Source organism: Pseudarthrobacter sp. ATCC 49987 (assembly GCF_009928425.1).
Classification (GTDB): Bacteria; Actinomycetota; Actinomycetes; order Actinomycetales; family Micrococcaceae; genus Arthrobacter.
The window spans coordinates 3504474-3521292 of record NZ_JAABNS010000001.1; the positions used below are offsets into that span (position 1 = coordinate 3504474).

14 protein-coding genes are annotated in these 16819 nt (G+C 68.6%); 6 read left to right on the top strand and 8 right to left on the bottom strand.

Annotated elements, in window-relative coordinates:
- Window positions 1-36 precede the first annotated feature (36 nt).
- From GXK59_RS16190 to GXK59_RS16200, 3 genes are all read right to left on the bottom strand, one after another.
- The gene (locus tag GXK59_RS16190; RefSeq protein ID WP_160668314.1) at window positions 37-786 is read right to left on the bottom strand and encodes a LamB/YcsF family protein; all 750 of its coding nucleotides are present in this window, start codon (window positions 784-786) and stop codon (window positions 37-39) included.
- Window positions 777-1658, bottom strand: coding sequence for a hypothetical protein (locus GXK59_RS16195; protein ID WP_160669225.1), 882 nt, complete (start codon window positions 1656-1658; stop codon window positions 777-779). Before GXK59_RS16195 ends, GXK59_RS16190 begins: the two co-directional genes overlap by 10 nt.
- A gap of 131 nt (window positions 1659-1789) precedes the next feature.
- On the bottom strand, window positions 1790-3163 hold the full coding sequence (locus GXK59_RS16200; protein WP_160668316.1) for an NAD-dependent succinate-semialdehyde dehydrogenase: 1374 nt from the start codon (window positions 3161-3163) through the stop codon (window positions 1790-1792).
- A 229-nt stretch (window positions 3164-3392) separates the two neighbouring features.
- On the opposite strand from GXK59_RS16200, the gene GXK59_RS16205 reads away from it, so the two are divergent.
- Window positions 3393-4754, top strand: a complete 1362-nt coding sequence (locus GXK59_RS16205; RefSeq protein ID WP_160668318.1) for an MFS transporter — start codon at window positions 3393-3395, stop codon at window positions 4752-4754.
- On the opposite strand, the gene GXK59_RS16210 is transcribed toward GXK59_RS16205, so the two are convergent.
- The 4 genes from GXK59_RS16210 to GXK59_RS16225 all read right to left on the bottom strand — a co-directional run bounded on the left by GXK59_RS16210 (window position 4751) and on the right by GXK59_RS16225 (window position 10155).
- Window positions 4751-7081 carry a glycoside hydrolase family 65 protein gene (locus GXK59_RS16210; protein WP_160668320.1) on the bottom strand — a complete coding sequence of 777 codons (2331 nt, stop codon included), beginning with the start codon at window positions 7079-7081 and terminating at the stop codon, window positions 4751-4753. The two genes, GXK59_RS16205 and GXK59_RS16210, sit on opposite strands and share 4 nt — an antisense overlap.
- A 65-nt stretch (window positions 7082-7146) precedes the next feature.
- On the bottom strand, window positions 7147-7884 hold the full coding sequence (locus GXK59_RS16215; RefSeq protein WP_160668321.1) for an HAD family hydrolase: 738 nt from the start codon (window positions 7882-7884) through the stop codon (window positions 7147-7149).
- Between the two features lie 414 nt (window positions 7885-8298).
- Entirely contained in the window at window positions 8299-8925 is a 627-nt protein-coding gene (locus GXK59_RS16220; protein WP_160668323.1) for an alpha/beta hydrolase, read from the bottom strand.
- 9 nt (window positions 8926-8934) lie between these two features.
- Window positions 8935-10155: a beta-ketoacyl-[acyl-carrier-protein] synthase family protein gene (locus GXK59_RS16225; RefSeq protein WP_160668325.1), complete on the bottom strand. Its 1221-nt coding sequence runs from the start codon at window positions 10153-10155 to the stop codon at window positions 8935-8937.
- A 352-nt stretch (window positions 10156-10507) separates the two neighbouring features.
- Between GXK59_RS16225 and GXK59_RS16230 the strand changes: the two genes are divergently transcribed.
- The 5 genes from GXK59_RS16230 (at window position 10508) to GXK59_RS16250 (ending at window position 15500) form a co-directional block, all read left to right on the top strand.
- Window positions 10508-10771: a DUF6458 family protein gene (locus GXK59_RS16230; protein ID WP_160668327.1), complete on the top strand. Its 264-nt coding sequence runs from the start codon at window positions 10508-10510 to the stop codon at window positions 10769-10771.
- A gap of 535 nt (window positions 10772-11306) precedes the next feature.
- Window positions 11307-12110, top strand: a complete 804-nt coding sequence (locus GXK59_RS16235; RefSeq protein ID WP_160668328.1) for a DeoR/GlpR family DNA-binding transcription regulator — start codon at window positions 11307-11309, stop codon at window positions 12108-12110.
- Window positions 12107-13093, top strand: coding sequence for a 1-phosphofructokinase family hexose kinase (locus GXK59_RS16240; protein ID WP_160668330.1), 987 nt, complete (start codon window positions 12107-12109; stop codon window positions 13091-13093). Before GXK59_RS16235 ends, GXK59_RS16240 begins: the two co-directional genes overlap by 4 nt.
- 2 nt (window positions 13094-13095) lie before the next feature.
- Window positions 13096-15165 (top strand): PTS fructose transporter subunit IIABC, encoded by a 2070-nt coding sequence (locus GXK59_RS16245; RefSeq protein WP_160668332.1) that lies wholly within the window; start codon window positions 13096-13098, stop codon window positions 15163-15165.
- A gap of 56 nt (window positions 15166-15221) precedes the next feature.
- Window positions 15222-15500, top strand: coding sequence for an HPr family phosphocarrier protein (locus GXK59_RS16250; protein WP_160668334.1), 279 nt, complete (start codon window positions 15222-15224; stop codon window positions 15498-15500).
- 348 nt (window positions 15501-15848) lie between these two features.
- On the opposite strand, the gene ku is transcribed toward GXK59_RS16250, so the two are convergent.
- Complete coding sequence (gene ku / locus GXK59_RS16255; protein WP_160668335.1) at window positions 15849-16814, bottom strand: non-homologous end joining protein Ku; 966 nt, start codon at window positions 16812-16814, stop codon at window positions 15849-15851.
- Between the last annotated feature and the right edge of the window lie 5 nt (window positions 16815-16819).

Genomic DNA, 16819 nt, shown 5'->3' on the forward strand with positions numbered 1-16819 from the left:
CAGCGGGAGCCGGCCGCGGGGCAGGCTCGACCGGGCTCAGGCGAAGCTCTCCAGTTCCACGCCCGCGCTTTCGAGGGCCGCCCGGACCGCGGCCGCCGTGGCGACGGACCCTGGGGTGTCGCCGTGGATGCACAGGGAGTGCGGTTCGAGCCGGAGCACGGTGCCGTCCACGGCCTCGACTTCGCCCTTCGTGGCCAGGCGCACGGCCCGTTCGGCGATCCGGCCGACGTCGTCCAGCATTGCACCGTCCTGCGAGCGCGGCATGAGGGTCCCGTCCGGCAGGTAGGCGCGGTCGGCGAAGGCCTCGGCGAAGACCGGGTGGCCGGCCTCCTGGGCGATGCCGAGGAGGGCGGAGCCCGGGAAACCCAGGACGGGAAGTCCCGGATCGTAGGCCTGGATGGCGGCGACCACCGCGGAGGCCTGCTCGGCGTCGCGCACTGTCCGGTCGTAGAGCGCCCCGTGCAGCTTGACGTAGTCCACCGAGGCGCCGACGGCGTGTGCCACCCCGTCCAGGGCGCCGAGCTGGTACAGCACGGCGCCGAAGAGGTCATCGAACGTGATGTCCATGGCCCGGAGACCGAAGCCGGCGAGGTCCGGGTAGCCCAGGTGCGCGCCCACCCGGACGTCGAGCTCGTAGGCGGCCCGGCAGGTGTCCAGCATGGTCACGGGGTCCCCTGCGTGCAGCCCGCAGGCCACGCTGGCGCTTGTGACCAGCGGAAACATCGCCGCGTCGTCGCCCATGGTCCAGGTCCCGAAGGACTCGCCCAAGTCAGCGTTCAGATCCAAAACGTGCCGCCATTCTTCGCTGATTCGTCCTTGCCGGCCGTGTTGGCCGTATCGGCCGTGCTGGCCGGGTGCCGCACCGCTGCGCTCTGCACGGCTACCGGGGCGTCGGGTTCCGCGGTGCCCCCGAGTTCGCCGGGAATGACGAGCGGCATCGGGCCGAACGCTTCTTTGGCGTTCGCGACGACGGCGCGGCCCATCATCCGGTTGCCCACGCCGCCCACGACGGCGCCGATGCCGAACGGCAGCGCCCGGCCCAGCAGGGCCGTCCCCTGCTGTTTCAGCAGGGTCCGCAGGAACATCGTCTGGATCCGTTCCCGCACCGAGCCGAAGCCGGCCAGCGGAACCCGGCGGGCGAAGAGGGAGCCCCAGGCCTGGGTGGGGCCCCTGCCCTGCCCGGCCGTCTGCCCGCTCAGCGAGCTCAACAGGGCGGTGCCTTCCTCGCCCAGCATGATCGCCATGACCAGGGTGCTGGCCTTCTCCGGGTCCACCAGCCGCACACCGTGGAGTTCGGCGAGGGAGGTGGAGAAGAGTGCGGTGGCCTCGAGGAAACCAACGGTCGCGGCGGCCGAGAGGCCCAGGGCGGCGGCGGTCCCGACGCCGGGAATCACGGCGGCACCACCGACGAGCGCGCCGCCGCCGGTGACAGCCATGAGGTAGTCCCGTTCCAGCCTGGCGGCGAGCTGCTCCGCGGTGGCGTGCGGATGCTTTCGCTGGAGCCGGCGGAGGTTCGCCAGGACCAGCGGGCGCTGGACTTCAACGGCCCGCAGGAGCACGTTGTGGACGCCCGGCTTGGGCTTGCCCTGGGCGTCGAACATCGCATTGTGAGCTGACTGCTGGGCAATCTTGATTGCCGGGTTGCTTCGCTTGGCCATCATCGCCTCTCCCTGAACCATAAGTGTGCTGAGCTTCGTCTTGTGTTAACACTAGGCTACGGGGAGCGGGCAGTTCGAGGCGGACCGGCGGCACCCATCCGCCTCGAACTGCCCGCAGGCTGCTGCCGGGTTTAGCGCGGGGTCCGGATGAGCTTCTTGTTGACGAACTCATTCATGCCGAACCGTGCCAGTTCGCGCCCGACGCCGGAGCGCTTCACCCCGCCGAACGGCAGGTCCGCCTGGGTTTCGGCCACGGAATTGATGAAGACCATGCCGGTGTCCAGCCGGTCCGCGACCTCCTTGGCTTTCCCGGTATCGGCGCTGAAGACCGCACCGCCCAGCCCGTAGGGGGAACCGTTGGCCAGTTCGATGGCCTCTTCCACGGTGGCGACCTTGTAGATGACCGCTGCCGGGCCGAAGAGCTCTTCGGAGAATGCGCGCATCCCGGGGGTGACATCGGTCAGCACGGTGGGCTCCACGTAGGCGCCGGGGCCGTCGACGTGGTGTCCGCCGGTCCGCAGGGTGGCGCCCTTGTCCACGGCGTCCTGGATCTGTTCGATGAGGCCGTCCGCGGCGCTCTGCGAGGAGAGCGGCCCGAAGCGGGTGTCGGCGAGCAGGGGGTCGCCCGGCTTGATCGCGGACATCCGGGCAGTGAATTTCTCCACAAATGCCTCGTAGAGGTCCTCGAGGATGATGAAACGCTTCGAGGCCGTGCACGCCTGGCCGGCGTTCCCCATCCGGCCGCTGACCGCTGCCTTGACGGTGGCGTCGAGGTCATCGGAGTCGAGGACGATGAAGGGATCACTCCCGCCCAGTTCCAGCACGTACTTCTTCAGGTTCCTTCCGGCCACCTCGGCAACCGCCGAGCCTGCCCGCTCGCTGCCGGTCAGCGAGACACCCTGGACGCGGCCGTCCGCGATGACCTCGGCAACCTGTTCGTTACTCAGGAACAGGTTGATGTAGGCGCCTTCGGGGAGTCCGGCGTCCTGGAAGATCTGCTCGATGGCGAGGGCAGACTGCGGGCAGCTGCCGGCGTGCTTGAGCAGGATGGTGTTGCCGAGGATCAGGTTGGGGGCGGCGAACCGGGCCACCTGATAGTAGGGGTAGTTCCACGGCATGATGCCCAGGAGCGGTCCGACCGGCGCGGAGCGGACAATGGCCTCCCCGCCGCCCTTGACGTCCAGCAGCTCGTCCTTGAGGAAGGAGGGCCCCTCTTCGGCGTAGTACGCGTAGATGTCGGCCACGAGGCCCACCTCGCCCCGGGACTGGGCCAGGGGCTTGCCCATTTCCGTGGCAATCAGCCGGGCCAGTTCGTCCTGGCGTTCCCGGTACAGTTCGGCCACGCGGGCAATCACCTTGGCGCGGGCCTCCACGGGCGCCGCTTGCCAGTCCCCGAAGGCAGCCTTCGACGCAGCGAGCGCGCCCTCCACCTCGCCCGCGGTGGCGAGCGGGAATTCCTTCAACGTTTCTCCGGTCGCGGGGTTCACTGTCTTGTAGGCCGTCATAAATCCACCATCTCCGATTCTGAGTAATCCAGCTCCATCGGGCCCACGGCCGCCGCCGCGTTGAAGCAGCATTGCGGCCATAAGGGCCCAGTACGTCGGAACGGGCTGTCCTGGTGAGGTCGCCCGTCCCATTAGGCGGCAACCCGGACGCCCCGCCGCCTATTCCATCGGATCGTTCGCGGCCCGGATCCGCCGCCCCCTTGCAGTGCCGGGCACCTAGACTGGAGCCATGCGCTCACTGCGGGCCCTCCGACCATTCGCGCACCGGGAATACCGGGTGCTGATTGCGGCCCTGGCCATCTCCATTTTCGGCTCCGGGATGTGGGCCGTGGCGATGGTCTATGAGGTGATCCATCTGGGCGGGGGCCCGCTGGAGCTCTCCCTCGTGGCGGCGGCGGGCAGCGTGGGCCTCGTCGCGTTTGTGCTTGCGGGCGGCATCGCGGCGGACCGGTTCCCGCAGCGGCTCCTCATCATCGCGGTGGAGGGGGCCAACCTGGGTGTCATCGCCGGCATCAGCGGGCTGGCCATGCTGGGCTGGCTGCAGCTCTGGCATCTCGCGCTCGGTGCGTTTGTGCTGGGCGTCGGGGCGGCGTTCTTCTTCCCCGCGTACTCCGCCATCCTCCCGAGGATCCTGCCGCCGGAGGACCTGCTCGCGGCCAATGGCATGGAGGGGACCATGCGGCCCATCCTGCAGCAGGCCACCGGTCCCGCCGTCGCCGGCATCCTGGTCGCCGCGCTGTCCCCCGCGCACGCTGTGACCGGTGTGGCGGTGTGCCACCTGCTGGCTTTTTCCATCCTCAACCTGCTCCATCGCCAGCCCCGCCCAGGGTCGGAGGTCAGTGACGGGAGCGCTGGTTCCGGAACCGGCGAGCGCGCCAGGACGTCCCTTTTGCACGACCTCCGCGAGGGTGTCAGCTACACGGTCCGCACGCCCTGGCTGCTGTGGACCTTGCTGTGGGCCTGCATCTCCGTGCTGTTCCTGATCGGCCCCATTGAGGTGCTCCTGCCGTTCGTGGTCCGCGACCAGCTCGGCGGCGACTCGCGCATGTTCGGCTTCCTGCTCGCGATCATGGGCGTCGGCGGCGCCGCAGCCTCGCTGGCCACGGCCTCATTCCCGCTTCCGCGCCGCTACCTCAGCGTCATGATGGTGAGCTGGGGTGCCGGCAGCCTGCCGCTCGCCGCCGTCGGCGTCATCGACAGTTTCTGGGCGCTGGCGGCCGCGCTCTTCATCTTCGGCGCGACCGGCGGCATGGGCATGGTCATCTGGGGAACCCTGCTGCAGCGCCGGGTGCCGCCGCACCTGCTGGGCCGCGTCTCAAGCTTGGATTTCTTCGTTTCACTCGCCCTGATGCCGGTCTCCATGGCCCTGGCCGGACCCGCCGCCGAGGTGCTTCCGGTCGGCCTGATCTTCCTGGTCGCCGGGACGGTGTGCCCGGTCATGGCCGTGATTGCCATGGCTATCGCGCGGATGCCGGTCGACGAACTCGCCCATCCGCTGGACGACGGCCGGGAGGCCTTCGGCGCGGATGGCACAGCCCCGGCCGAAGCCCCCGGAGCAGGGCAACCCGGTCCGACGCAACGCCGGTCCTAGACCGCCGCGCGCACGATCGGGATGGACGCCGTCGGGAGTCCGCTCGGGAAGATCGTGGGCGCCGGTGCCGCGACCGGGGCCAGCGGAACCCGCACCGTATCGCCGTCGACCGTGAGCAGCTCGCCGCGCACGTCGACCTCCAGCGGTGCGCCCTCGCGCACGGTCAGGCTGATGGCACCCTGTTCCAGTTCGAGCTGCAGCAGCCGGCCCTGGATCTTCAGGTGGAAGGACAGCCCGTCCCATCCGGCGGGCAGCCGCGGGTCGAAGTACGGCACCGCGCCCTGGTCGCGCAGGCCCGCGAAGCCGCTGACCAGCGAACTCCAGACCCCGCCGGTGGAGGCGATGTGGACGCCGTCGATCGTGTTGCCGTGGGTGTCGTCCAGGTCGATGAACAGCGCGTGGGTGAAGTGGTCCAGCGCGGCTTCGCCGTAGCCGACCTCGGCCGCCATGATGCCCTGCACGCAGGCGGACAGGGTGGAGTCGCCGGTGGTGATTGGATCGTAGAAGTCGAAGGCGCGGCGCTTTTCCTCGGCGGTGAAGTCCTGCCACTGCAGGAACATGGCCAGCACGCTGTCCGCCTGCTTGAGGACCTGGTGGCGGTAGATCACCAGCGGGTGGAAGTGCAGCAGCAGCGGGTACTTGGACCGGGGCGTGCTCCAGTCCCACGGCTCCAGGGTCATGAAGTCGTTGTCCTGCGAGTGGACCTGGAGGTCCTCGTCGTAGGGCAGCTGCATGCGGTTGGCGGCCTGCTCCCAGAGCTGGCGTTCGGCGTCGTCGATCTCCGGGTGGTCCAGTGCCGCCGCGGCGCGCAGGTTAAACCGGGCCATGACGTTGGTGTACAGGTTGTCATTGACGACGGCGGTGTACTCGTCCGGGCCGGTGACGCCGTGGATGTGGAAGAGCCCGTCCTTGCCGAAGAAGCCCAGTGAGACCCACATCCGGGCGGTCTCGATCAGCAGCTCGGAGCCGAGGGATTCCTCGAATGCCTGGTCGCCGCTGGCCCAGATGTAGCGGTTGGTCGCGAAGGCGATCGCCGCGGCGATGTGGAACTGGGCGGTGCCGGCGGCGTAGTAGGCGCTGGCCTCGAGACCGTTGATGGTGCGCCACGGGAACAGTGCGCCGTCCACGCTGAGCTCCTTGGCGCGGATCTTGGCCTCGGGCAGCATCGCATGGCGGAACTCGAGGACCTGGCGGGCGTTGCCGGGGCTGGTGTACGTCAGGTAGGGCATCAGGTACACCTCCTGGTCCCAGAAGTAGTGCCCGTCGTAGCCCGAGCCGCTGACGCCCTTGGCCGGGATGCCGGCGACGTCGGCGCAGGCAGTCGCCTGCGCCAGCTGGAAGAGGTTCCAGCGGACGGCCTGCTGGAGTTCCGTTTGGCCGGCGAGGACGATGTCCCCCGTGGTCCAGTAGTTTCGGTAGTGCGCCGCACTTTCGGCGAAGATCTCCGCGAGCGGCCGGAGGCCCGCCTCCGCGTCATCGGCCAGGTCTTCGGAGGCCTGCCCGACGGCGTAGCTGACGCTCTTCTCCAGCACGAACGGCTCGTCGGCGCCAACGGCCAGGACGTAGCGGACACTGCTGTCGTCCTCGTGCACCAGGGTGTCGAAGGGCTGCACCCCGGCGTTCGTCCAGTGATCGACGGCCAGGCCGATGCGCTGCTTGGATTCGGCGGTTTCCCAGGACAGGCGCAGGGAGCCGTCGCCGCCGTCGAGCCGCATCGGCAGCAGGACACGGCCGGCGTGCCGGCCGGCACGGCGCGGGTCATGGGCCGAGTGGTCGTCGACGGGCTGGTCCTGGCGGTTGATGACCGAGGAGGTCACGTCGGCGGAGATGTCCCGGTCCGCGGCGAGTTCCAGCGAGATGCCAAGCGCACCGCGGGACTGGTAGCCGACGGCCCGGCGTTCGGTGGTGGTCACGGTGGCGCCCGAGCGGCACTGCCAGGTGATCCGGCATTCGTAGACGCCGGTGGCGAAGTCGACGCTGCGCCGGTAGTCGAGCACGGTGGATTCGTCCAGGCTCAACGTTTCCCCGTCGATGACCACGGCGAAGTTGTTGGCGTCCGGGATGTAGAGGATCCGCTGGCCGGTGCGGGCGAAGCCGTAGGCGTTTTCCGCGTGCTTGATGTCCCAGGTCTCGTGGAAGCCGTTGATGAAGCTGCCCGGCAGTTCGGCGTCGGCGGTGGCCCAGTGGGCGCCCCGGATGCCGAGGTGGCCGTTGCCCAGGCTGAAGAGGGTTTCCAGGGTGCCGGCGTTGCCCGGCAGGTGGACGGTCTCGACCAGCTGCCAGGGGTCGTTGGGGAACCGTGCGCGGTCCGAGGTGATGAGAGCCATGGTTTTCCTTCAGGCGGGTACAGAGTCAGGTGGGTCGTTCGGGGCCTTGCGGCGGGGATGCGGGGCTAGAGGAGTTCTTCGAGGTCGTTGACCACAAGCGTGGCTCCGGCGGCGAGAAGCACCTGCCGGCCGGCGCCGCGGTCCACACCGATCACCGAGTGGAAGTTCCCCGCGCTGCCGGCCTGGACGCCGGACACGGCATCCTCGACGACGACGCACTCCTCGCTGGGCAGTCCCAGCAGCCGTGCGGCGTACTCATAGGTCGCAGGGCTGGGCTTGCCGGGCAGGCCCTCGGCCACGGCGACAACCCCGTCGACCACCACCGGGAAGTAGTCGGACAGACCGGCGGCCTTGAGCACCGCCGGGGCGTTCCGGGACGAGGAGACGACGGCGACCTTGAGCCCGCGGGCCAGCGCGGCGTCGATGAACCGCACGGAGCCCTCGTAGGGCTTGACGCCGCCGGCCTCGACGATGTCGTTGAAGACCTTGTTCTTGCGGTTGCCCAGGCCGTGGACGGTGTTGTGCGCCGGGTCGTCATCCAGCGGGCCCTCGGGCAGGACGATGCCGCGGGAGGCCAGGAAGTCCCGGACGCCGTCGAAGCGCGGCTTGCCGTCGATGTGGTCGAAGTAGTCGCTTTCGCGGTAGCCGGGAGCCTCGGGCACGGTCTTGAGGAACCCGTCGAAGAGTTCCTGCCAGGCGCGCTCGTGCACGATCGCGGTGGGGGTCAGGACGCCGTCGAGGTCAAAGAGGATGGCGGAAGCCCCGGTCCAGCTCGAAGGGGTGCTGGTGGCAAGATCAGTCATGAATCGGTTGTCCTTTCAGACGGCGATAGCTGGGCGCGGGCGGCACGACGGCGGGCCATGAGTTGTGCGCATGCGGGCCGGGACGCTCCGGAGCCTCCCGCAGGCGGACCGCGGGCGTTGGCACCGGGCGGGCGCGCCTGTCCAGCGCGCCCGTTCAGCGCGGCGGAAGGCCGGCGGTCACCGGTCTGCTGTGGAGATGGTGCGGATGGAGGGTGCGGCGGCGTCCTGGATGGCGACGGGTGGCCTCTTGGCCTGCGGCACGGGGCTCAGCCTTTCTTCCCCCTGAAGTAGCGGCCGTGAAGATGGCCAACGTTAAGTATAAAGGCTTGCAAAATTAGCGCGCAAGTGGATAGACAGGGTAGGGAGCTTGGACCCTGTCGCGCCGGCGCGTCCTGGTCTCGCCCGGGAGCCGGGTCAGCTGTCCGGGGGCAAGACGTAGTGCCGGAGGAACGCGCCGACGTCCGCCAGTTCCGCCGCCGCGATGGAGTGGCCCATTCCGGGGTAGGTCCGCGCTGTGAGCTGGGTGTGCTCGTGGAGCCATTCCTCGGTGTGCTCCGTGGCGGCGTCGTTGATCACCATGTCGTCCCGGTCCCGGCCCCAGAAAAAGGGCGGCCGCGACTGAAACGATTCGCTCATCGCCAGGAGTTCGTTTTCCAGGACAAACCCGGACAGTCCGACGACGGCCCGGAACTGTGCCGGCCGCAGCCGCAGCAGGGTGGTGGCCATGGCCATGCCCTGCGAATAGCCGAGCAGGCTCACGCTGCTGTGCTTGGCCTTGACGGATTCGATCCAGCTGAAGACGGCATTGGTCGAGGCGATGACGTCGGCGAAGTCATGGGTCAGGAAGTAGTCCAGCAGGAACCAGCCGTGCCCGTCCCCGATTTCCTTGGGGCCGCGCAGTGCGGCGCAGCTGAAGCCGGACGGCATGCTGTCAAAGTGCTTCGCCATCTGCGATTCGTCCCGGCCATAGCCATGCAACATGACCAGCAGCGGCGTTCCGGCGCGTTCGTGTTCCGGCTTGGACCAGACGACTGTCTCCATCGGAACAGCCTAGCTTTCAGTGATCACCAGCGCCGTGCTGTGCCCGCCGAATCCGAACGCGTTGGCGATGCCCGCCCTGGCCGCCTGGCCCGCCACGGATGTCCGGAGGAGGTTGAGGTCGATCCCGGCATCCGGCTCGTCGAGGTTGCCGGAGCCCGGGAAGGATCCGGTTTTCAGTGCCTGGATCATCACGATGGCTCCGAGCGCGCCGGCACCGCCCAGGAGGTGCCCGGTGAGTGATTTGGTGGAAGTGACGGGAACCTGGTTTCCGAGCACAGCTTTGATCGCTTCGGCTTCCAGGCGGTCGCCGACCGGCGTGGAGGTCGCGTGGGCGTGGACCAGGCCGATGTCGGCGGCTCCAAGGCCGGCGGCTGCGATTGCCTTTTCCATGACGCGTCGCTGCATGGCCGGGTCAGCGGCGACGATGTCGACGGCGTCGGACGTCACCGCGGTTCCGGCCACGACGCCCAGGATTTCCGCTCCGCGGGCGCGGGCGTGGTCTTCGCGCTCCAGGACCAGGATCGCGGCGCCCTCGGCCAGCACGAACCCGTCCCGGTCCCGGTCGAAGGGCCGCGAGGCGGACTGCGGGTCCTCATTGCGGGTGGACAGGGCGCGGATTTGCGCAAAGCCGCTGATGATGAGGCCGTTGATGCAGGAATCCACACCGCCGGCGATCACCACGTCCGCCGCCCCCGCCCGGATCATGTCGGCTGCCTGGGCGATGGCTTCGGCCCCGGAGGCGCAGGCGCTCACCGGAGTGCGGGCGCCGCCCTTGGCGCCGACGTCGATGGACACCCAGGCCGCGGGGGCGTTGGTCATGATCCGGGTGAGGGTGTGCGGGGACACCCTGCGCGGGCCGCTGGCATCCAGCGTCCGGGTCTGCTCCAAGGTGGTGTCCAGGCCGCCGTAGCCGGAGCCGATCACCACCGCCAGGCGTTCCGGGTCGGCGTCGGGCCGGCCGGCCTGGGCCCACGCTTCCCGGGCGGCAACCAGTGCCAGGTGCCCGCACCGGTCCATCCTCTTGTATTCGGGGGTGGTAAGCAGCGAGGCGACGTCAACGTCCACCCGGCCGGCCATCCGGACAGGCAGCCCCTGTGCCCAGTCCTCGTCGAGAGCCGCGATTCCGGAGCGTCCGGCCAGCAGCGCGGCCCGGGTATCGGCCGCGGTCCCGCCGACAGGGGTCACGGCGCCCAGTCCGGTGACGACGACTCTGGGGGAATTTTCAGGCATGGGTACCGGATTTCTGTGAGGCGCGTTGGGGGACCCGCGGGGAGTGCGGTGCGGGGGCGGGTGCGGCGGGACGGGAGTGGCGGCCGCTGTGCACCCTTAAAGAGTACGTGCGATCCCCGCGCGGGGCGGCCCCGCAATTTCCCCTGCGGAGATCCGCGGCGGAAAATGACAGCCGCACGCCGGATCCGCGCGGCGGCCGTCCGAAGCCGCCGCGGAAAACACTTTGACGTGCGAAAACTGACCGGAGTGGCGCCGCTCAGATCGTTGAAACTACCCGCATCGGGCTGTAGCGTGACGCTGGACAGCATGCTTAGCAATACCTATCCGTCCCACCGGACACAAGGAGCAAGTCATGAGAATCGGTTCCTCCATCTTCCTCATCGCTCTCGGCGCCATCTTGGCCTGGGCCATCACCCCCGGACTGATCCCCAACGTGGACCAGACCATGATCGGCTACATCCTGATGGTGGTAGGCGTCATCGGACTGGTCGCCTCCCTGATCCTGGCATCCCCCGGCCGCAGCCGTACCCGCCGGGTCAGCGAAACCCGCTCCGTCGTGGACCCCAACACCGGCGAGACCATCACCCGGAACGAAAGCCGCGACGCCGGCATCTAGTCCCAGTGCGCCGCAGTGCACCGAACGAACCACCCGGGCGCCGGGCCGGACCTTCACGAGGTCTGGCCCGGCGTGTGCCTTTTAACGTCCCCGCCCGTCCGGACATGCCCCACCCCCGAGGCCACGGATGGACATAGTGCCTATATGCCCACTCCCGGGCGCGAAGACTGGGCATGTCCCGCGGGGAGTCCGCGAATCCTCCAGTACCCCATGCCAAGCACCGGGATCCGGGGATGGACCTGGGGCAAACATGCCCACTCCGTGCCGCAAAGACTGGACATGTCCCCCGGCTCACCAACCCTCAGCCCGGGCATGCCCCACGGCCAAGACCGCGGATGCACATAGTGCCCATATGCCCACTCCTGAGCGCGAAAACTGGGCATGTCCCCCGGGACCCCCGTGAGCTTTCTGCGTTCTTGTTGTTTTTCATTGACAAAGCCACAGATTCAAAGATAAAGTCAATCAACTCCACTCCCTGTGTTGGCTATCACTGAAGTGGCAGGAAGGCCCGCAGTACTGACGCAAGGGAGAGCCAGTGTTCGCCGAGGAACGCCAACAGCTGATCGTGGGGCTCATTACCGTCAGCGGCCGCGCCAGCGTCACGGACCTTGCCGAGCGTTTCAGCATCACCACCGAGACCGTCCGCCGCGACCTTGCCGCCCTCGAAGCCGCCGGCAGTGTGCGCCGGGTCCACGGCGGCGCGGTGTCCCCGGACCGTTTCAGCACCAACGAGGAAAGCATCCTGGTCCGGACCGACCAGCGGCAGCCGGAAAAGACGCGGATCGCCGAGGCCGCCCTGGCGCTCATCCCGCAGGACCGCACCGGCAGCATCCTGATCGACGCCGGCTCCACCACCGAGGCCCTCGCGGATCTCCTGGCCGCCCGGACGGCAGCAACCGCCGCCCTTTCCGGGCCCGGCGCGGAACTCGTGGTCATCACCCACTCGCTGCCCATCGCGGCAAAGCTGTCCGGTGAACCCGGCATCGCCCTGCACTTGCTGGGCGGAAAGGTCCGCGGAATCACGCAGGCCGCCGTCGGCCAGTCCACCGTGGAAGCTGCCCGCAGGATCCGCCCGGACATCGCCTTCATCGGCACCAACGGCATCCACGCAGCCTTCGGGCTGAGCACTCCCGATCCTGAAGAAGCCGCTGTCAAGGCTGCCTTCGTCCAATCAGCACGCCGCATAGTGGTGCTGGCTGATGCCTCCAAGCTGGACGCCGAGACCCTGGTCCAGTTCGCCTCGTTGAAAGATCTGGACACCTTGATCACTGACACGAAACCCAGCCAGGACCTGGCCGACGCGCTCGCGGACGCCGGCGTGGAGGTGGTGGTCGCATGATTGTCACCCTGACCGCCAACCCGAGCCTGGACCGCACCGTGGCGCTGCCGGGGCCCCTGCTCCGCGGCGAAGTCCAGCGGGCCGTCTCCGTCCGGCAGGAATCCGGCGGCAAGGGAGTCAACGTCTCCCGCGCCCTCGTCGCTTCCGGCCTGAAGACGGTCGCAGTGCTCCCCGGAGCCGAGGCGGACCCCGTGCTCGCCGGCCTCCGGGAGGTCGACGTCCCGTTCGCCGCCCTCCCGATCGGCGAGCCGCTGCGCAGCAACGTGGCGCTCACCGAACCCGGCGGCGTCACCACCAAAATCAACGAGCCCGGCCCGGTGCTGAGCGCGGACCAGCAGGAAGCCCTGATCGGGCTCCTCCTGGACCGCGCCCGCGGAGCCAGCTGGGTGGTCCTGGCCGGATCGCTCCCACCCGGGGTCCCGGCCGACTTCTACGCCACCGTCACCCGGCGGCTGCGCTCCATGGATCACGGCAACGAGGCCCCCCTCATCGCCGTCGATTCCTCCGGCGAACCGCTCGCCGCCGCCATCTCCGGCGACGCGCTGGGGAAACCGGACCTCATTAAACCCAACGCCGAGGAACTGGTGGAACTGGCTGCCGCAGCCGGGTTCGCCACGCACAAGTCCGCCGAGGAACTCGAAGCGGATCCGGAGGCTGCCGCGGTGGCAGCATCCGCCGTCGTGCGATCCGGGGTGGGTGCCGTGCTGGCAACGCTCGGTTCCAAGGGTGCGGTGCTTGTGACGGCCGACGGCGCGTGGCTGGCCACGCATCCGCCGGTCACTGCGGTGAGCACGGTAGGGGCCGGCGATTCCTCGCTGGCCGGCTACCTGCTCGCTTCCAGCCAGGGCGCCGCCCCGGCCGATTGCCTCCGTCAGGCTGTGGCCCATGGTGCCGCCGCCGCTTCGCTGCCGGGCTCCACAGTCCCGGCAGTCCACCAAACCACCCCCGATGCCGTAACCATCACGGCCCTCCGGAAGGATTGACAGTGACTCAGCTCATTACCACCGATCTGGTCGAACTCGACCAGAACCTGGGCAGCTCGCCCGAGGACGTGATCCGGCACCTGGCAGGCAAAGTTGCCGCCAACGGACGCGCCACCGAGGTTGAAGGCCTCTTCGCCGACGCCTTCGCCCGGGAACAGAAGACCGCGACCGGCGTCCCCGGCGGCATCGCCATCCCGCACTGCCGCTCGACGGCGGTCACCGAACCGACGCTCGTGATGGCACGGCTTTCCCAGCCGGTCGATTTTGGCGCCAAGGACGGCCCCGCGGACCTGATCTTCTTCATCGCGGCCCCCGAGGGCGCGGACCAGGAGCATCTCAAGCTGCTCTCCAGGCTGGCCCGCTCCCTGATCAAAAAGGACTTCACCGCGGCACTGCGCGCGGCCGGTTCAGCGGCTGAGGTCGTCGAGCTCGTCGAAGGCGCACTCGCGGACAAGCCCGCAGCCCACTCAGCCGCGGCCGAAGCCCCGGCAGCAGCGGCAGCAGCTTCAACCGACGCCGGCGCAACCACGGAGCCTGCATCCGCCGAGCCGCGCCAACGTCGCCTCGTCGCTGTGACTGCCTGCCCCACTGGCATTGCCCACACCTACATGGCCGCCGATTCGCTCGTGGCCGCGGCCAAGGAAGTCGGCGTCGACCTGCAGGTGGAGACGCAGGGGTCCTCCGGCGCCAAGGCGCTGGACCCCGCCGTGATCGCGGCCGCCGATGCCGTGATCTTTGCCGTGGACGTTGACGTGCGCGGCAAAGAGCGCTTCGCCGGTATGCCCGTCATCAACGCCCCGGTCAAACGCGGCATCGACGAGCCGGACAAGATGGTCCAGGAAGCCCTCGCCGCGGCGGACAACCCGAACGCCCGCCGCGTTCCGCACTTCGGAGCCGAGGAACAGGCCCAGCACGAGGCCGAAGAAAAGGGCGAGCACATCGGCCAGAAGCTGAAGAAGGCACTGCTCACGGGCGTCAGCTACATGATCCCCTTCGTGGCGGGCGGCGGTTTGCTGATCGCCCTCGGCTTCCTGCTGGGCGGCTACGACATCACCGGCTTCGCGGACAAGATCCTCGCGAACAACACCATCGGCAACCTGCCCACCGAGTACCCGGAACTGGCATGGGGCCCGCTGGGCGCCTACCTCGGCGCCGTGCTCTTCAAGATCGGCGCCCTCTCTCTCGGCTTCCTGGTCCCTGCACTGGCCGGTTACATCGCCTTCGCCCTTGCTGACCGGCCGGGCATCGCCCCGGGCTTCGTCGCCGGCGCCGTTGCCGGGTTCATGGGCGCAGGCTTCCTCGGCGGCATCGTGGGCGGCCTGCTGGCAGGATATGTGGCCCATTCGATCGGCAAGATCAGCGTCCCCCGCTGGCTGCGCGGCCTGATGCCGGTAGTGATTATCCCCCTCGTGGCCTCCCTCGTTGCTTCGGGCCTGATGTTCGTCGTCCTGGGCGGACCGATCGCCGCCATCACCGTTGGCCTCAACAACTGGCTGTCCGGCCTCACCGGAGCCAGCGCGATCGCCCTCGGCGTCATCCTGGGCCTGATGATGTGCTTCGACCTCGGCGGACCGGTCAACAAGGTCGCCTACGCCTTCGCCGTCGCCGGCCTCGGGGCAGCCTCCATCAGCAACCAGGCGCCGTGGCAGATCATGGCCGCTGTGATGGCCGCCGGGATGGTCCCGCCGCTGGCAATGGCGCTCGCCTCGACGGTGCTGAACAAGAAGCTCTTCAGCCTGGCAGAACAGGAGAATGGCAAGGCTGCCTGGCTGCTGGGAGCCTCGTTCATCTCCGAAGGCGCCATCCCGTTCGCGGCTGCCGACCCGCTGCGCGTGATCCCCGCCAGCATGCTCGGCGGCGCCGTGACCGGAGCCATCTCGATGGCAGCTGGAGTCGGCTCGAAGGCCCCGCACGGCGGCATCTTTGTCTTCTTCGCCATCGACAACTTCCTGATGTTCGTTGTCGCCATCGCGGCCGGAACTGTCGTCAGCGCCTTCGCCGTGATCGGGCTCAAGCGCTGGGCAGTCAAGAAGCAGGTTGATACGGTGGAAGCGGTTCCCGTAGCCGCCTAAGCCGTCCAGAAGACCTTCCCTAGCTGATTTCCCCAAGCTAAACCCAAGGAGCAGAAATGACCGAACGTAACGCCACCATTGCCAGCCGCGTAGGGCTGCATGCCCGCCCGGCCGCGATCTTTGCCGAGGCTGCAGGCGAGTTCGATCTCGAAATCACCATCGCCCGACTGGGCGAACCCGTTGACGAGGCCATGGATGCCGCCAGCATCCTGTCCCTCATGAGCCTGGGCGCCTCCCACGGTGAGGTTGTGGTCCTGCGCGCCGAGGGCGAGGGCGCCGACGCAGCTTTGGAGCGCCTGGTCCAGATCCTCGAAACCGACCACGACGCCGCATAGCGTCACCACCCGCCGGCCGTAACGCGAGAGCCCGGCCGCGCCCGCTGAGGGTGCGGCCGGGCTCTCGCGTTAACTGCCGGCGGGCGCGGATAGAGGTACGGACAGGGCCTCCCGCCCGGCGCCTCGGGGCCATTGCGTCCGGGCCGATCATCGGCTTCGCGGCCGTGACTGCCGCGGCGGGTGATCCGGCCGGAAACGAAGCGTCCGAACCGCCGCTAAGCACCCTTAGTAAGTGCTTGTCAGGACCCTGCCACCCCGCTAGTTTGGAATCCGCGGCACCACCACGTGTGGACAACCGCAGAATGGGTTCCCGGCCAGAGGAGACAAGACGTGGCAAGCGCAGAGCGCTCAGGCCTCCTTGCGCGCGGTCTGCGCAGCGGCCTTCGTGCCGGCGGCTTTCGCTGCGGTTTTAGCCGCGGCCTTGGGCGCGGTCCGGGATGCCGTCTTGGTCGCGGGCCTGGCGGCCGTCGGCTTCGAAGCGGGCTTCGCGGCAGGCTTGGCGGATTCGTCCGCGGACGCTGCCCCTCCCCCGCGCTTCTTCTCCAGGCTCCGTTTGAGGGCCTCCATCAGGTCGATCACCTCGCCAGTGCCGGACTCCGCCGCCGGGACGCCAAAAGTCTCCTCGGTGTCCAGCGACTCCCCCTTCTCCAGCTTCGCCTCGATGAGCTGGCGCAGCTGCAGCTGGTAGTCGTCGGTGAACTGGTCCGGTTCGAAGTCCGCTGCCATCGAATCGACCAGCGCGGCGGACATTTCACGTTCCTGGGCGGAGATGCGGATGGTGGTTTCGAGCGAAGGGAAGCTCGCTTCACGCACCTCGTCGGCCCAGAGCAAGGCCTGCAGAACCAGGACGTCACCCCGGATCCGCAAGGCCCCCAGACGGGTTTTGTCCCGCAGGGCGAACTGGACGATGGCCACCCGGTCGGTGTCCTCGAGCGCCCGGCGCAACAGGACATAGGCCTTGGGCGACTTGGAGTCCGGCTCAAGGTAGTAGCTCTTTTCGAACATCATCGGGTCGAGCTGCTCAGCCGGCACGAACTGCACGACGTCGATCTCGTGGCTGTTTTCTGCCGGGATGGACTTGAGCTCCTCGCGGCTGAGGACCACGGTGCGGCCGTCGTCCTCATAGGCCTTGTCGATGTCCTCGTAGTCCACGATTTTGCTGCAGACCTCGCAGCGGCGCTGGTAGCGGATCCGGCCGCCGTCGGCATTGTGGACCTGGTGCAGGCTGATGTCGTGGTCTTCGGTTGCGCTGTAGACCTTGACGGGCACGTTGACCAGCCCGAACGCTATCGCGCCTTTCCAGATGGCTCTCATGGATC

Excerpts from the sequence above, each read along its gene's own strand:
- GXK59_RS16250 (WP_160668334.1), top strand. The coding sequence starts at position 15,222 with ATGACCGAACGTAACGCCACCATTGCCAGCCGCGTAGGGCTGCATGCC.
- GXK59_RS16230 (WP_160668327.1), top strand. The coding sequence starts at position 10,508 with ATGAGAATCGGTTCCTCCATCTTCCTCATCGCTCTCGGCGCCATCTTG.
- GXK59_RS16215 (WP_160668321.1), bottom strand. The coding sequence starts at position 7,884 with ATGACTGATCTTGCCACCAGCACCCCTTCGAGCTGGACCGGGGCTTCC.
- GXK59_RS16205 (WP_160668318.1), top strand. The coding sequence starts at position 3,393 with ATGCGCTCACTGCGGGCCCTCCGACCATTCGCGCACCGGGAATACCGG.
- ku (WP_160668335.1), bottom strand. The coding sequence starts at position 16,814 with ATGAGAGCCATCTGGAAAGGCGCGATAGCGTTCGGGCTGGTCAACGTG.
- GXK59_RS16240 (WP_160668330.1), top strand. The coding sequence starts at position 12,107 with ATGATTGTCACCCTGACCGCCAACCCGAGCCTGGACCGCACCGTGGCG.
- GXK59_RS16195 (WP_160669225.1), bottom strand. The coding sequence starts at position 1,658 with ATGGCCAAGCGAAGCAACCCGGCAATCAAGATTGCCCAGCAGTCAGCT.
- GXK59_RS16210 (WP_160668320.1), bottom strand. The coding sequence starts at position 7,081 with ATGGCTCTCATCACCTCGGACCGCGCACGGTTCCCCAACGACCCCTGG.
- GXK59_RS16200 (WP_160668316.1), bottom strand. The coding sequence starts at position 3,163 with ATGACGGCCTACAAGACAGTGAACCCCGCGACCGGAGAAACGTTGAAG.
- GXK59_RS16225 (WP_160668325.1), bottom strand. The coding sequence starts at position 10,155 with ATGCCTGAAAATTCCCCCAGAGTCGTCGTCACCGGACTGGGCGCCGTG.
- GXK59_RS16220 (WP_160668323.1), bottom strand. The coding sequence starts at position 8,925 with ATGGAGACAGTCGTCTGGTCCAAGCCGGAACACGAACGCGCCGGAACG.